Source organism: Bradyrhizobium sp. (assembly GCF_052389815.1).
GTDB lineage: Bacteria > Pseudomonadota > Alphaproteobacteria > Rhizobiales > Xanthobacteraceae > Bradyrhizobium.
This window is the reverse complement of record NZ_JBQTHN010000226.1, coordinates 14,015-28,018: the sequence shown is the minus strand read 5'-3', so window position 1 is coordinate 28,018 and position 14,004 is coordinate 14,015. Positions and strand designations below refer to the sequence as shown.

16 protein-coding genes are annotated in these 14,004 nt (G+C 65.5%); 8 read left to right on the top strand and 8 right to left on the bottom strand.

The window, feature by feature from the left end:
• From ACT4OC_RS30170 to ACT4OC_RS30160, 3 genes are all read left to right on the top strand, one after another.
• Positions 1-267: GTP-binding protein (locus ACT4OC_RS30170; RefSeq protein WP_444842718.1), on the top strand; the 267-nt coding region annotated here is incomplete at its 5' end.
• Entirely contained in the window at positions 267-1,283 is a 1,017-nt protein-coding gene (locus ACT4OC_RS30165; RefSeq protein ID WP_444842717.1) for a WD40 repeat domain-containing protein, read from the top strand. The genes ACT4OC_RS30170 and ACT4OC_RS30165, both read left to right, overlap by 1 nt.
• Positions 1,284-1,401: 118 nt before the next feature.
• Positions 1,402-1,731: a hypothetical protein gene (locus ACT4OC_RS30160; RefSeq protein WP_444842716.1), complete on the top strand. Its 330-nt coding sequence runs from the start codon at positions 1,402-1,404 to the stop codon at positions 1,729-1,731.
• Between the two features lie 16 nt (positions 1,732-1,747).
• Here the strand turns inward: ACT4OC_RS30160 and ACT4OC_RS30155 are convergent, their stop codons facing one another.
• The 7 genes from ACT4OC_RS30155 to ACT4OC_RS30125 all read right to left on the bottom strand — a co-directional run bounded on the left by ACT4OC_RS30155 (position 1,748) and on the right by ACT4OC_RS30125 (position 7,246).
• The gene (locus ACT4OC_RS30155; RefSeq protein ID WP_444842715.1) at positions 1,748-2,002 is read right to left on the bottom strand and encodes a hypothetical protein; all 255 of its coding nucleotides are present in this window, start codon (positions 2,000-2,002) and stop codon (positions 1,748-1,750) included.
• 206 nt (positions 2,003-2,208) lie between these two features.
• Complete coding sequence (locus ACT4OC_RS30150; RefSeq protein ID WP_444842714.1) at positions 2,209-3,639, bottom strand: homospermidine synthase; 1,431 nt, start codon at positions 3,637-3,639, stop codon at positions 2,209-2,211.
• Between the two features lie 41 nt (positions 3,640-3,680).
• On the bottom strand, positions 3,681-4,067 hold the full coding sequence (locus tag ACT4OC_RS30145) for a RidA family protein (protein WP_444842713.1): 387 nt from the start codon (positions 4,065-4,067) through the stop codon (positions 3,681-3,683).
• 71 nt (positions 4,068-4,138) lie between these two features.
• Entirely contained in the window at positions 4,139-4,306 is a 168-nt protein-coding gene (locus ACT4OC_RS30140) for a hypothetical protein (protein WP_444842712.1), read from the bottom strand.
• Between the two features lie 9 nt (positions 4,307-4,315).
• A complete protein-coding gene (locus ACT4OC_RS30135; protein ID WP_444842711.1) occupies positions 4,316-4,915 on the bottom strand; it encodes a GNAT family N-acetyltransferase in 600 nt (199 codons plus the stop codon).
• A 230-nt stretch (positions 4,916-5,145) separates the two neighbouring features.
• Positions 5,146-6,288, bottom strand: a complete 1,143-nt coding sequence (locus tag ACT4OC_RS30130; protein WP_444842710.1) for a type III PLP-dependent enzyme — start codon at positions 6,286-6,288, stop codon at positions 5,146-5,148.
• A 673-nt stretch (positions 6,289-6,961) separates the two neighbouring features.
• Positions 6,962-7,246, bottom strand: a complete 285-nt coding sequence (locus ACT4OC_RS30125; RefSeq protein WP_444842709.1) for a hypothetical protein — start codon at positions 7,244-7,246, stop codon at positions 6,962-6,964.
• Positions 7,247-7,375: 129 nt separating this feature from the next.
• Here ACT4OC_RS30125 and ACT4OC_RS30120 point away from each other — a divergent pair, with 129 nt between their 5' ends.
• From ACT4OC_RS30120 to ACT4OC_RS30110, 3 genes are read left to right on the top strand one after another with little or no spacing between them, the layout of a single operon-like run.
• Positions 7,376-9,466 (top strand): M3 family metallopeptidase, encoded by a 2,091-nt coding sequence (locus ACT4OC_RS30120; protein ID WP_444842708.1) that lies wholly within the window; start codon positions 7,376-7,378, stop codon positions 9,464-9,466.
• Between the two features lies 1 nt (position 9,467).
• Positions 9,468-10,109 carry a DUF1007 family protein gene (locus tag ACT4OC_RS30115; protein ID WP_444842707.1) on the top strand — a complete coding sequence of 214 codons (642 nt, stop codon included), beginning with the start codon at positions 9,468-9,470 and terminating at the stop codon, positions 10,107-10,109.
• Positions 10,100-11,188: a nickel/cobalt transporter gene (locus ACT4OC_RS30110; RefSeq protein ID WP_444842719.1), complete on the top strand. Its 1,089-nt coding sequence runs from the start codon at positions 10,100-10,102 to the stop codon at positions 11,186-11,188. Before ACT4OC_RS30115 ends, ACT4OC_RS30110 begins: the two co-directional genes overlap by 10 nt.
• Positions 11,189-11,198: 10 nt before the next feature.
• On the opposite strand, the gene ACT4OC_RS30105 is transcribed toward ACT4OC_RS30110, so the two are convergent.
• The gene (locus tag ACT4OC_RS30105) at positions 11,199-11,597 is read right to left on the bottom strand and encodes an MAPEG family protein (protein WP_444842706.1); all 399 of its coding nucleotides are present in this window, start codon (positions 11,595-11,597) and stop codon (positions 11,199-11,201) included.
• An 88-nt stretch (positions 11,598-11,685) separates the two neighbouring features.
• Here ACT4OC_RS30105 and hemH point away from each other — a divergent pair, with 88 nt between their 5' ends.
• Entirely contained in the window at positions 11,686-12,723 is a 1,038-nt protein-coding gene (gene hemH, locus ACT4OC_RS30100) for a ferrochelatase (RefSeq protein WP_444842705.1), read from the top strand.
• A 275-nt stretch (positions 12,724-12,998) separates the two neighbouring features.
• Complete coding sequence (locus tag ACT4OC_RS30095; RefSeq protein ID WP_444842704.1) at positions 12,999-13,997, top strand: SPFH domain-containing protein; 999 nt, start codon at positions 12,999-13,001, stop codon at positions 13,995-13,997.
• The last annotated feature ends 7 nt before the right edge of the window (positions 13,998-14,004 follow it).

Below are 14,004 nucleotides of genomic sequence, written 5' to 3'. Positions count from 1 at the left end.
AAGCCGCTCGATCCGACGAAATTCATGCCGTGGCTGCAGCAGCTCGTCGCCAGCGAAGGCCAGAAGATCCTGCGCTCCAAGGGCATCCTCGCCTTCAGCGACGATGACGACCGCTACGTCTTCCAGGGCGTGCACATGATGCTCGAAGGCGACCACCAGCGCAAATGGAAGGACGGCGAGCGGCGCGAGAGCCGGGTCATCTTCATCGGCCGCGAATTGCCGGAGCAGACGATCCGCGACGGTTTCGAGGGCTGCATCGTCACGTGATGAAAGAGTTCGATCCGGGCGAATCCGCCTCCATCGTTTCGGTGACCGACAAGGTGCGGCCGCTGCCCGTGGGCATGGCTGTGTCGTCGGTGCATTTTCTCGGCGACAACGCGTTCTTCGTCGGCACCGAAGAGAAGGTCTCGATCGCCACGCCCGCCGGCGAAATTTCGCAAGTGGAGGTGCATTTCGCCGCCATCCTTTGCGCGGCGTCGGACGGCAAGCGTATCGTCACCGGTGGCGATGACGGCAAGCTGGTCGCGCTGAACGCCAAGGGCGAGACTTCCGCTCTTGCCACCGACGCGAAGCGGCGCTGGATCGACTGTGTCGCGCTGCATCCGGACGGTGCTTTCGCCTGGTCTGCCGGCAAGACGGCTTTCGTGCGCAGCGGGAAATCGGAGGAGAAATCGTTCGATGCGCCCTCGACTGTTGGCGGGCTCGCCTTTGCGCCCAAGGGCCTGCGGGTCGCGATCGCTCATTACGGCGGCGTGACGCTGTGGTTTCCCAACATGGCGGCCAAGCCCGAATTTCTGGAATGGGCAGGCTCGCATCTCGGCGTGATCTTCAGCCCCGACAATAAATTCCTGATCACGGCGATGCACGAGCCGGCGCTGCATGGCTGGCGGCTCGCCGATATCAGGCACATGCGCATGAGCGGCTATCCCGGCCGCGTCCGTTCGATGTCGTGGAGCGTCGGCGGCAAGGGGCTTGCGACCTCGGGCGCCGACACCGTGATCGTCTGGCCCTTCACCGGCAAGGACGGCCCGATGGGCAAGGAGCCGGCGATGCTGGCCCCGCTGCAGGCGCGCGTTACCGCGGTTGCCTGCCATCCGAAGCAGGACATCGTGGCCGCCGGCTACAGCGACGGCACCGTGTTGATGATCCGTCTCGAAGATGGCGCGGAAATCCTGGTCCGCCGCAACAAGGGCGTAGCCGTTGCTGCCCTTGCCTGGAACGCCAAGGGTACGTGGCTTGCGTTCGCCGACGAAGAGGGTGACGGCGGTCTGCTGGAACTGTAATGGATTCGCCCTGCGAGTCCGGGGGCAGAATCGATTTGCTCCACTGAGTGCCGCCATTTGGTGCGGGAACCATGTTCCCGTCGGTCGGTTGATCCCGAGGCAATTTGCGGTGATCGACATGGCTGCCGACGAACGGAAACCGGTTGGCAAGATCGAGTGGCTGATGGCCGTTGCGCTGATCGCAGCGGGAGCGGCGATATCCGCGCTTGCGCTGGCCGAAATCAGGGCGAACCGGCCGCCGGTTCAGCTGGCGCAAGCGACGGAACAAGCGCCGTCTACGCAGCCGCAGAAGGACGCGCCGGCCGAGTCCAGGCCCGGCGGTACGCGTCCCACCACGCCGGCGCCCGAGCCCGCGCGTCCCGATCCCGATGCCCAGAAGGCCGGCGCGCAGCCCGCGCTGCCGCCTGCGCCGGCGGAGAAGACGGCGCCGCCCATCAAGGAAAAGTAGACCGCGCTACTTACGCTCAGTTCAGCGACAGCCAGGTGATGTCACAGCCGGCGTTGCAGTGATTGCAATGCGCGGGCATGCGGAACGTGGATGCCAATTCCCATTCCTGGGATTCGTTGCTCCACTGCACCGTCGCCTGGGCAACGATGTCATCCGACTGGCAATGCGAGCAGACCGGCGTCGAGCGCGTAGCTGCCCGGTTGACGGTCCGCGCCGGCTTGCCCGACGCTTCGACCGCATCGAATGGATTGCGCAGCAATGCTTCTTTCATGATTCCCGCCCCGCGAATCGCAGCTACCCCAAGGTGAAGATAATGCGACGATGCTGCGCGTCACCTCCGGAATTTTCGGGGGGCTGTGGATCGTCGTGCTTGGCTATCCCTCAAGACAGGAGGCGTCATTCCGGGGCGCGTCGAAGACGCGAATCCGGAATCTCGAGATTCCGGGTTCGATGCTTTGCATCGCCCCGGAATGACGGTCACCGAACCAGAATATTCCGGAACTGCCAGGGGTCGCTGGTGTCGATGTCTTCCGGGAAAAGCCCCGGCCGATCGCTGAGCGGCGTCCAGTCGGTGTAGAATCCCTTAACCGGGCCCAGATACGGCATCTGGATTTCCAGGCAGCGGCGAAAGTCCATCTCGTCGGCTTCGACGATGCCGGCTTCGGGATTTTCCAGCGCCCAGACCATGCCGGCGAGCACGGCAGAGGACACCTGCATGCCGGTGGCGTTCTGGTAGGGGCAGATCATGCGAGTCTCTTCGACCGAGAGCTGCGAGCCGTACCAGTAGGCGTTCTTGCCGTGGCCGTAGAGGAGGACGCCGAGCTCGTCGATGCCGTCGACGATCTCGTGCTCGTCGAGAATGTGCCAGCTCGGCTGCATCTTGCCGGTCGCGCCGAAGATCTCGTGCAGCGACAATACGGCGTCGTTGGCCGGGTGATAGGCGTAATGGCAGGTCGGGCGATAGATCACCTTGTCGCCGTCGCGCACCGTGAAGAAGTCCGCAATCGAGATCGACTCGTTGTGGGTGACGAGGAAGCCGTATTGCGGCCCCGGCGTCGGGCACCAGGAGCGCACGCGGGTGTTGGCGCCGGGCTGCAGCAGGTAGATGGCGGCGCCGCAGCCCTCGGTGTGCCGGCGGCCATTGTCCGGCATCCATTTCTCGTGGGTGCCCCAGCCGAGCTCGGCCGGCTGCATTCCCTCGGACACGAACCCTTCCACCGACCAGGTGTTGACGAACACGTTCATCGGCTTCGGATTGCGCGAGCGCTGGGTGTCGCGCTCGGCGATGTGGATGCCCTTGACGCCGAGCTTGTGCGCGAGCTGGCCCCAGCCCTCGCGGCTCTTCGGCTCGTTGAAGGGGGTGCCCGTGTCGCGGGCGATGTCGAGCAGCGCCTGCTTGACGAACCAGGACACCATGCCGGGATTGGCACCGCAGGTGGAGACGGCAGTGGTGCCGCCCGGGCTCTTGCGCTTGGCGGCGAGCAAGGTCTCGCGCAGTGCGTAGTTGGAGCGCTTCTCGGGTCCGATGTTCTTGTCGAAATAGAAGCCCGCCCAAGGCTCGACGACGGTGTCGATGTAGAGGGCGCCGATCTCCCGGCACATGGTCATGATGTCGACCGAGGAGGTGTCGACCGAGAGGTTGACGCAAAATCCCTGGCCGCCCCCTTCGGTGAGCAGCGGGATCAGCAGCTCGCGATAATTGTCCCTGGTCACGCCCTGCTTGATGAAGCGCACGCCGTGCTTCCTGGCGAGCTCGCCGTCCTCGTGCGGATCGATGATGACGAAGCGTTTCTCGTCATAGTCGAAATGACGTTCGATCAGGGGCAGCGTGCCTTTGCCGATCGAGCCGAAGCCGATCATGACAATGGGGCCGGAAATCTTCGCGTGGATTTGCGAGGCGGGGCTCATCAATGTTCTCTCCAGGGGATGGTTGAGAGGCGCGGCCGCTGTCAGCTGCGCCGCTTGGCGGTCACTTCGATCTCGATCTTCATCTCGGGCTTGTAGAGGCCCGCGACGACGAGGAGCGTCGTGGCCGGACGGATTTCGCCGAACACCTCGCCGCAGACGGCGAAGAAGGCGTCGGCATCCGAAAGGTCGGTGATGTAATAGGTCGCGCGCACGATATCGGCCATTTCGAAGCCGCCTTCCTTGAGCGCGGCCTCGATGGTCTTGAAACAGTTGCGTGACTGGCTCGTGACATCGGGCGGAATGGTCATGGTGGCGTAGTCATAGCCGGTCGTGCCTGCGACAAAGGCGAAATCGCCGTCGATGACGGCGCGGCTGTAGCCGGCGGCTTTCTCGAAAGGGGAGCCGGTGGAAATCAGGCGGCGGGGCATGAGAACCTCTGTTGTCAGGGTTTCGGCGCGGGGTTTAAGGGCTTTTCAAGGGGTGACGCAACCCCTGCCGATCAGGGATTGCGGCGTGTCACGTCGGAGGAGGGTGGCGGCGCGGAGCTCCAGCGGCGCACGAAGATATCCCGCACGACCATGACGGCGAGCAGCACCATCAACGCCGTGGTGATGGCGCCGCGAAAGCGCGGGCGTGCACGGTGCCGGGCAGGCAAGGTCGGAGACATCGCCGCGTTTCAGACTGCCAGCACGGGCTGCAGCGCTTTCCGTGTGCGCGCGGCCCGTGCCTTCGGCGCAGGCGCCCCCGTAGCCGTAATCATGCCCCAGGCGCCGTTGAGTGCGCCTTCGACCAATTCGAGCGCCAGCAGCCGCTCCCGCTCGAACGGGCCGGGCAGCGACAGCTCGCCGGTCTTTCGGGCCGCGAAGCCGAAGCGGGCGTAGTAGGGAGCATCGCCCAGCAGGATCACCGCGCGATGGCCACGCGCCTTCGCCGCCGCGAGCGCGTGGTCCATCAGCGCGGTCCCGACCCCGAGCTTGCGGGAGGATGCCTCCACCGCGAGCGGGCCGAGCATGAGCGCCGGAGAGCCCCCGGCGCTGACGTGCCACAACCGCAGCGTCCCGACCAGGCGGCCCTCGGCCATCGCCGAGAAGGCGAGGCCTTCGGCTGGCGCGCGTCCATCGCGCAGGCGCTGGCAGGTGCGCATATGGCGGTTCTCGCCAAAGCAGGCATCGAGCAGCGCTTCGCGGGCGACGACGTCCGAGGCTTTCTCGCTGCGGATCGCGAACGGAGCGGCCTTCGGGGTGAGGGCGATCTTGGTCTTGCGCAAGGCAGTCATGGCACGTCAGTCCCTGCGGCCAACGGCGATCGAGCCGCGGCCGCGTCATCAAATCGGCGATGTCAGGGAGGGAGCCGGCGGACCGGCTCCCGGTCTTCTTCTCCCTCTCCCGCACTTGCGGGGGAGGGCCGGGGTGGGGGCGGTTCCGCGACCACAGAAGCCCGCGGAGAGAGCCCCCACCCGGCGCTTCGCGCCGACCTCCCCCGCAAGCGGGAGAGGTGAGAAGAGGCTCAGATGTGGTAGGTCTTCAGCGGCGGGATGCCGTTGAAGGCCACCGACGAGTAGGTGGACGTATAGGCCCCGGTGCCTTCGATCAGCAGCTTGTCGCCGATCTCGAGCGTCACCGGAAGCGGATACGGCATCTTCTCGTACAGCACGTCGGCGGAATCGCAGGTGGGGCCCGCGAGCACGCACGGCGTCATCTCCGCCCCGTCATGCGGGGTGCGGATCGCGTAGCGGATCGACTCGTCCATCGTCTCGGCGAGGCCGCCGAACTTGCCGACGTCGAGGTAGACCCAGCGCACCTCGTCCTCGTCGCTCTTCTTGGAGATCAGCACGACTTCGGTCTCGATGATACCGGCATTGCCGACCATGCCGCGTCCCGGCTCGATGATGGTTTCCGGGATCTGGTTGCCGAAGTGCTTGCGCAGCGCACGGAAGATCGACCGGCCGTACTGCACGACCGGAGGAACGTCCTTGAGGTACCTGGTCGGGAAGCCGCCGCCCATGTTGACCATGGTCAGGTTGATCCCGCGCTCGGCGCAGTCACGGAACACGGTCGACGCCATGGCGAGCGCCCGGTCCCACGCCTTCACCTTGCGCTGCTGCGAGCCGACATGGAAGGAGATGCCGCAGGGCTCGAGGCCCAGCCGCTTGGCGAGGTCGAGGACCTCGACCGCCATCTCCGGATCGCAGCCGAACTTGCGCGACAGCGGCCACTCGGCGCCGGCGCAGTCGTAGAGGATGCGGCAGAACACCCGCGCGCCGGGGGCGGCACGGGCGATCTTCTCGACCTCGGCGGCGCAGTCCACCGCGAAGAGGCGGATGCCGAGCGCGTAGGCGCGCGCGATGTCGCGCTCCTTCTTGATGGTGTTGCCAAAGGAGATGCGGTCCGGCGTCGCACCGGCGGCCAGCGCCATCTCGATCTCTGCCACCGTCGCGGTATCGAAGCAGGAGCCGAGCGAGGCGAGCAGCGACAGCACTTCCGGCCCCGGGTTTGCCTTCACCGCGTAGAACACGCGGCTGTCCGGCAACGCCTTCGCGAAGGTCTGGTAGTTGTCGCGCACGACTTCGAGGTCGACGACGAGGCACGGCTCGGTGTCGAGGCCATCCTTGCGGCGGTTGCGCAGGAATTCCTGGATGCGTTCGGTCATTGCACTCTCCCAAACGGCCCTAGCGACAGGGCCGGTAGCAAGGGTTCTCGGTCGTGAGTGCACTGGCGTTGTCGCACGATGGAGGCGCGACGAGGCCGTAAACTCGAAACCGAATTTTTGCTGCCGTCGATTGGTTGGGAGAGTTTCCCGCCCGCTCTGCTGGCAATGAAGGACAAGCCTTTTCAGTAGCCCGGGCCGGCGTTGGACTGCCGGTAGAGACCAAAAAAGCCCGATCCGTCGTTGCTTTAAGTCGCGTCCCCCGTTGAGAGCGGGGTGCGCCGGTTCGCCTCCGGCTGCCAGTCACGGTTGCAAGGGGCGGAGAGACCTTCAACGGCATCCCTGGAGAGAGATGCTGGCCGCTCGAACTTGAGACGACCCTCGGTTCTTCATCCCTTGGCGGCTGTCCGGCCTCTTGTCCGGATACCTACCGACTGACACACGACCACAGGCACGTGCGAAATTGGGCAAGTTGGGAAATAAGACTTTTGACTCTGCTTCGCAACAATTTTTTTAGGCTGCGCCGGGATTTCCCTAACACGAGCTTTCGAAGCGCGGCGCTCGCGCGCGCTGAAGATGAACGGCTGTTAAGATTTAGGAGCGCGTCGCGCGCGCCGTGAGAGAGATGCGCGAAGGAAGTTATGCCTGCGGCACAGCGCTTTCTTGATACGCGGTCTCAGCCGCGCCGCGTGAACGGCTCGACGCGCTGGGCGCCGCGGATGAAGGCCACCATGATGACGACGCCGATGCCGAACAGCACGGCCTGGACGAGATGCGCCCACGTCTCCTGGGTGAAGGGCAGGTAGAGCGCCTCCGGCGGGACCAGGATCGCGAGCGCCCAGCCGCCGGCAAACGCCGCGCCGAACACCTCGGCGCCGATCAGAATCGCGGCGGAGATGACGGTGATGACGCTCGGCCAGACGATCTGGCGGGAGGCTTGCGAGGGGGCTTGCGTGCTCATCGTTGGGTCCTTTGTGCGGGCCGCAATCTCTCCGAAAAGGCCGCTTCTTACAAGCGCAAAAGGCGCAAAAATGCCGCATCGCGTGCTATAGATTCATGCGTAAATTTGCGGCGAAAACGGGATTTTGCGATGTCGGAAACTCTGGCGAAGACGGCCCCCTCGAACGCGCAGGACAACCCGCTGCTGCGGCCCTGGCAGACGCCGTTCGAGACCCCGCCGTTCGACGAGATCAGGCCGGAGCACTTCCTGCCAGCCTTCGAGCAGGCGTTCGCCGACCACTCGGCGGAGGTCGTGGCCATCACCCACGATCCCGCGGCGCCCGATTTCGCCAACACCATCACGGCGCTGGAGCGCTCGGGCAGACTGCTGAACAAGGTCTCGGCGGTCTTCTACGACCTCGTCTCTGCCCACTCCAATCCGGAGATCCTTGCGATCGACAAGGAAGTCTCGCCCCGGATGGCGCGGCACTGGAATCCGATCATGATGAACGCCGTGCTGTTCGGCCGGATCGCCATGCTGCACGAGAACCGCAAGGCGCTCGGCCTCACCGGTGAGCAGATGCGGCTGCTGGAGCGCACCTATACGCGCTTCCACCGCGCCGGCGCCGGCCTCGACGAGGCTGCGAAAACGCGCATGGCCGAGATCAACGAGCGCCTGGCGCAGCTCGGCACCGGCTTCAGCCACCACCTGCTCGGCGACGAGCAAGAGTGGTTCATGGAGCTCGGCGAGGACGACCTGGCGGGCCTGCCGGACAGCTTCGTCGCCTCGGCCAAGGCGGCGGCCGAAGAGCGCGGCATGGCCGGCAAGGCGATCGTGACGCTGGCGCGCTCGGCGGTCGAGACCTTCCTGAAAACCTCCGCCCGCCGCGACCTGCGCGAGAAGGTCTTCAAGGCCTTCGCCGCCCGCGGCGACAACGGCAACGCCAACGACAACAACGCCAGCATCGTCGAGATCCTGGCTTTGCGCGAGGAGACCGCCCGCATCCTCGGCTTCCCGACCTATGCCGCCTATCGGCTCGAGGACTCCATGGCGAAGACGCCGGACGCCGTGCGCAGCCTGCTGGAGCGGGTCTGGAAGCCGGCCCGGGCGCGGGCGCTCGCCGACCGCGACGCGCTGCAGGCGTTGATCGCGGAAGAAGGCGGCAATTTCGCGCTCGCCCCCTGGGACTGGCGCTACTACGCCGAGAAGCTGCGGCAGGCCAGGGCCAATTTCGACGACGCCGCCATCAAGCCATATCTCGTGCTCGATCACATGATCGAGGCGGCGTTCGACTGCGCCAGGCGCCTGTTCGGCATCACCTTCACCGAGCGCAAGGACATCCCGGTCTGGCATCCGGACGTCCGGGTCTGGGAAGTCAGGGATCGCGACGGAAACCACAAGGCGCTGTTCTACGGCGACTACTTCGCACGCCCCTCCAAGCGCTCCGGCGCCTGGATGACCTCGCTGCGTGACCAGCAGAAGCTCGACGGCGCCGTTGCGCCGCTCATCATCAACGTCTGCAATTTCGCCAAGGGGGCGGACGGCGCGCCTTCGCTGCTGTCGCCGGACGACGCCCGCACCCTGTTCCACGAGCTCGGCCACGGCCTGCACGGCATGCTGTCGGATGTGACGTATCCTTCCCTGTCGGGCACCTCCGTCTTCACCGATTTCGTCGAACTGCCCTCGCAGCTCTACGAGCACTGGCAGGAGCGGCCCGAGGTGCTGCAGCGCTTTGCCAGGCATTACCAGACCGGCGAGCCGCTGCCGGAGGACCTCCTCAAGCGGTTCCTCGCCGCGCGCAAGTTCAACCAGGGCTTTGCCACCGTGGAGTTCGTCTCCTCGGCGCTGATCGACCTCGAGTTCCACACCCAGCCGGCGTCGGCCAGCCGCGACGTGCGGGCCTTCGAGCAGGCGGAACTGGAGAAGATCGGCATGCCCGCCGAGATCGTGCTGCGGCACCGGCCGACCCAGTTCGGCCATATCTTCTCCGGCGACCACTATGCCTCGGGCTATTACAGCTACATGTGGTCGGAAGTGATGGATGCGGACGCCTTCGGCGCCTTCGAGGAGGCCGGCGACATTTTCGACCCCGCCACCGCGAAGCGGTTGCATGACGATATTTATTCCTCGGGAGGCTCGCGCGACCCGGAGGAAGCATATATTGCGTTCCGTGGCCGCGAGCCGGAGCCCGACGCGCTGCTCCGCCGGCGCGGTCTTCTCGAAACATCCGAGGCAGCCTGACGTGAAAACGGCGATCTATCGATTGTTGGCGGTGCTCGCGCTCGCGGGCGGCGCCGGATTTGGCGCCCAGCCGGCGCAAGCCCATCCGCATGTCTGGATCACCGCGGCGAGCGAAGTGCTCTATGCTGCCGATGGCTCGATCACCGGCGTGCGCCACGCCTGGACCTTTGACGACATGTTCTCGACCTATGCGCTGCAGGGCATCGAGACCAAGACCAAGGGGGTCTACAGCCGCGAGCAACTGGCGCCGCTCGCCAAGGACAATGTCGAGAACCTGAGGGAATTCGGCTTCTTCACCTTCGCCAAGGCGGACGGCAAGAAGCAGAAATTCGAGGAACCCGTCGACTATTTCCTCGAGTACAAGGATGACGCGCTGACGCTGCATTTCACCCTGCCGCTGAAGGCGCCGGTGAAGCCGAAGCAGCTCGCGCTGGATGTGTTCGATCCCGCCTTCTTCATCGATTTCAAGTTCGAGGAGAAGGATCCGATCAAGCTGGTGGGCGCGCCGGCTTCCTGCCGGATGAACTTCCAGCGGCCCGGCGATGCGGACGTGAAGAAGCTCACGGAAGAGATGGTGGCGAGCGGCGACAACGCCAATTATGGCGCGATGTACGCCAACAAGATCTCCGTGAACTGCCCGTGAGTGCCGGGTCTCGCGTCACGCGCCATCTTGCGATCTTCGCCTTCGCCCTGGCTGCCGTCGTGGCCCTCGATGGCCTCGTCCATGCGGCGATGGCGCAGAACCCGTTCGGCGGACCGAAGGCACCGACGCAGCCGCAGGCCGGCGGCATCTTCGGCTGGATCCTGGCCAAGCAGTCCGAGTTCTACCGCGACATGTCCGCCACCATCCGCGCCGCGAAATCCGACGGCTCGGCGGTATGGACGCTGCTTGCGATCTCGTTTGCCTACGGCATTTTCCACGCCGCCGGCCCCGGCCACGGCAAGGCCGTGATCTCGTCCTACCTCGTCGCCAACCAGGAAACCGCCCGGCGCGGCATCGTGCTGTCTTTCGTCTCGGCGCTGCTGCAGGCACTCGTCGCCGTCGTGCTGGTCGGCATCTGTGCCTGGCTGCTCAATGTGACCGCGCAAACCATGCGCGGGGCGGAGAGGGCGATCGAGATCGCCAGCTACGGCCTGATCGCCGCCTTCGGCGCCCGCCTGGTCTGGACCAAGGGTGGCGCCTTTATGCGCGCGCTGCAAACCCCGCGCGCCGAACCGGCGATGGCTGCGACCCATCAGCACCATGACCACGGTCATCACCATGACCACGGTCATGACCATCACGGCCATGATCACCATCATCCCGACCATGACCACGGCCACGTTCACGACGAGCATTGCGGCCATTCCCACGGGCCGACGCCGGACCAGCTTGCCGGTCCCGGCGGCTGGCGGCGGGGGCTCGGCGCCATCGTCGCGGTGGGCCTGCGGCCCTGCTCGGGCGCGATCCTGGTGCTGGTGTTCTCGCTGGCGCAGGGCCTGTTCTGGGCCGGCATCGTCGCCACCTTCGTGATGGGACTCGGCACCGCCATCACAGTCGCCACGATCGCGGTCATCGCGGTGTCCGCCAAGGATCTTGCGCAGCGCCTTTCCGCCGGCCGCGAGGGGGGCGGCGCGCTGATCATGCGCGGCATCGAATTCGGCGCCGCCGGCCTCGTATTGCTGTTCGGGCTCGGCTTGCTGCTCGGCTATCTCTCGGCCGAGCGCGTGACGGGCTTCTGAGGCCTGGGTGCTACGCCGGCAACCAACCCTTGATCGCCGGCATGAAGAAGATCGCGATGTTGATGGCGAAGCCGAGGCTCCAGAGGATGGAGCGCAGCGTCGGGCGGTTGCCGATGTAGGTGAACACATAGGCGATCCGCACGATCACGAACAGCACGGCCAGATCGTCGATCAGCCGCTGCGGGCCGAGGCGGAATTCGGCGAGCAGCACGGCTGCCGCAAAGAACGGAAACGCCTCGATGCCGTTCTGGTGCGCGCCGAGCGCCCTTGCGCGGATAGGGTCGCCGTAGAAGCCGGGATCGCGGGGCCGGGCATTGTCAAAGCCGCGGCCGCCGGACCATTTGGCCGCCGCGATCGTCACCAGATACAGCATCAGCGTAGCGAAAACGCACCATTCGGCGATCGTCATGGTTCCCTCAGGCACCGGCCATGCTGCGACAGTAGCGAAGCCGTGCTTGCCTTGACAAGAATGGCGTAAAGCTGCGAATCCGAGGGCCATGAGCGTGGCCGTACCCCTCGGAGAATCAAGCGCCGCGCCGGCCGTCCCGCCGGATCGCATCGGCGTCCTGCTGGTCAATCTCGGCACGCCCGACGCCTGCGACGCCGGGAGCGTGCGCGTCTACCTCAGGGAATTCCTGTCCGATCGCCGCGTGATCGAGGACCAGGGGCTGGTCTGGAAGGCGATCCTCAACGGCATCATCCTGCGCGTCCGCCCGGCGCGCAAGGCGCTCGACTACAGGAAGATCTGGAATGTCGAGAGGAACGAGTCGCCGCTGAAGACCATCACGCGCTCGCAGGCGGAAAAGCTCGCCGCCGACATCGCCGACCACGAGCATGTCGTGGTCGACTGGGCGATGCGCTACGGCAACCCGTCGATCCGCGCGCGCATCGACGCGCTGGCGGCGCAAGGCTGCAACCGGCTGCTGGTGGTGCCGCTCTATCCGCAATACTCGGCGGCGACGTCGGCCACCGTCTGCGACGAGGTGTTTCGCGTGCTCGCCGATATGCGGGCGCAGCCGGTCCTGCGGGTGAGCCCGCCCTATTACGACGACCCCGATTACATCGAGGCGCTCGCCGTTTCCATCAATGCGCATCTGGCGGCGCTGCCATTCCAGCCGGAGCTGATCGTCGCCTCCTTCCACGGCATGCCGCAGAAATATGTCGATGCCGGCGATCCCTATCGCGAGCATTGCGTCGCGACCACGGAGGCGCTGCGCAAGCGCCTCGGGCTCGATGCGTCCAAATTGCTGCTGACGTTCCAGTCGCGCTTCGGCAACGACGAGTGGTTGCAGCCCTATACCGACAAGACCATCGAGGAGCTGGCGAAGAAGGGCGTCAAGCGCCTTGCCGTGGTCACGCCCGGCTTTGCCGCCGATTGCCTGGAGACGCTCGAGGAGATCGCGCAGGAGAATGCCGAGATATTCCGGCACCACGGCGGCGAGCATTTTTCCGCCATCCCCTGCCTGAACGACAGCGACGCCGGCATGGACGTCATCCGCCAGCTCGTGCTGCGCGAGCTGCAGGGGTGGATCTGAGACGGCTGGATCAATGCAGCTGCATTCAGTCGCTTTTGCGCTCCGCAGCAAGCTGCGATTAACGATCTACACGGCGAGTTGAGGCCGCCGTTTTCCCCAAGCCGAAGGCCCACTTGCCGGCTTCGCGGCGGATGCCATCTGGCAAGATGGAAAGCCGTCCCATACTTATGGCTGCAACAAGGGCCAGCTGAACCGGCGCTGCCGGTCGGCAGACAAAAAAGCAACGGCCTTCGTTGACGGGAATTGATGCGGGCAGGGCTCCGCGTGGAGGATTTATGAGCGGTTTCGAGATCTTCGCTATTGCACTTGCGCTTCTCGTCATCATCACCTTGTTCGCCGGCGTGAAAACCGTGCCGCAGGGCTATGACTGGACCATCGAGCGGTTCGGCAAATACACCCGCACGCTGTCGCCCGGCCTCAATCTGATCACGCCCTATTTCGACCGGGTCGGGCGCAAGATGAACATGATGGAGCAGGTGATCTCCATTCCCGAGCAGGAAGTGATCACCAAGGACAACGCCACCGTCACGGTGGACGGCGTCGCCTTCTTCCAGGTGTTCGATGCCGCCAAGGCGAGCTACGAGGTCGCCAATCTCGAGCAGGCCATCATCGTGCTGACCATGACCAATATCCGCTCGGTGATGGGCTCGATGGATCTCGACCAGGTACTGTCGCATCGCGACGAGATCAACGAGCGGCTTCTCCGCGTGGTCGACGCCGCGGTCTCGCCGTGGGGCCTGAAGGTCAACCGCATCGAGATCAAGGACATCGTGCCGCCGGCCGACCTCGTCGAGGCGATGGGCCGGCAGATGAAGGCCGAGCGCGTCAAGCGCGCCGACATCCTGCAGGCCGAAGGCCAGCGCCAGTCGGAAATTCTGCGTGCCGAGGGCGCCAAGCAGGGCCAAATCCTGCAGGCCGAAGGCCGCCGCGAAGCCGCCTTCCGCGACGCCGAGGCGCGCGAGCGCCTGGCCGAGGCCGAAGCCAAGGCGACGCAGATGGTCTCTGAAGCTATCTCACGGGGCGACATCGCCGCGCTGAACTATTTCATCGCCGACAAGTACATCAAGGCGTTCGGGCAACTGGCGGAATCGCCGAACCAGAAGATTCTGATGCTGCCGATCGAGGCGACCAGCGTGCTGAGCTCGCTGGCCGGCATCGGCGAAATCGCCCGCGCTACCTTCGGCGAGAGCGCGGCCTCGGCAACGGCTGCCGCACGGCGCGGCGGCTCGGTGCCGAGCACGGGGGCGACCCCGCCGCCTCCGCCGCAGCGCTAAAGTCCGG

Bases quoted from the DNA above. Each gene is read 5' to 3' on its own strand.
- ACT4OC_RS30165 (WP_444842717.1), top strand. From the start codon at position 267: ATGAAAGAGTTCGATCCGGGCGAATCCGCCTCCATCGTTTCGGTGACC.
- ACT4OC_RS30160 (WP_444842716.1), top strand. From the start codon at position 1,402: ATGGCTGCCGACGAACGGAAACCGGTTGGCAAGATCGAGTGGCTGATG.
- ACT4OC_RS30155 (WP_444842715.1), bottom strand. From the start codon at position 2,002: ATGAAAGAAGCATTGCTGCGCAATCCATTCGATGCGGTCGAAGCGTCG.
- ACT4OC_RS30150 (WP_444842714.1), bottom strand. From the start codon at position 3,639: ATGAGCCCCGCCTCGCAAATCCACGCGAAGATTTCCGGCCCCATTGTC.
- ACT4OC_RS30145 (WP_444842713.1), bottom strand. From the start codon at position 4,067: ATGCCCCGCCGCCTGATTTCCACCGGCTCCCCTTTCGAGAAAGCCGCC.
- ACT4OC_RS30140 (WP_444842712.1), bottom strand. From the start codon at position 4,306: ATGTCTCCGACCTTGCCTGCCCGGCACCGTGCACGCCCGCGCTTTCGC.
- ACT4OC_RS30135 (WP_444842711.1), bottom strand. From the start codon at position 4,915: ATGACTGCCTTGCGCAAGACCAAGATCGCCCTCACCCCGAAGGCCGCT.
- ACT4OC_RS30130 (WP_444842710.1), bottom strand. From the start codon at position 6,288: ATGACCGAACGCATCCAGGAATTCCTGCGCAACCGCCGCAAGGATGGC.
- ACT4OC_RS30125 (WP_444842709.1), bottom strand. From the start codon at position 7,246: ATGAGCACGCAAGCCCCCTCGCAAGCCTCCCGCCAGATCGTCTGGCCG.
- ACT4OC_RS30120 (WP_444842708.1), top strand. From the start codon at position 7,376: ATGTCGGAAACTCTGGCGAAGACGGCCCCCTCGAACGCGCAGGACAAC.
- ACT4OC_RS30105 (WP_444842706.1), bottom strand. From the start codon at position 11,597: ATGACGATCGCCGAATGGTGCGTTTTCGCTACGCTGATGCTGTATCTG.
- hemH (WP_444842705.1), top strand. From the start codon at position 11,686: ATGAGCGTGGCCGTACCCCTCGGAGAATCAAGCGCCGCGCCGGCCGTC.
- ACT4OC_RS30095 (WP_444842704.1), top strand. From the start codon at position 12,999: ATGAGCGGTTTCGAGATCTTCGCTATTGCACTTGCGCTTCTCGTCATC.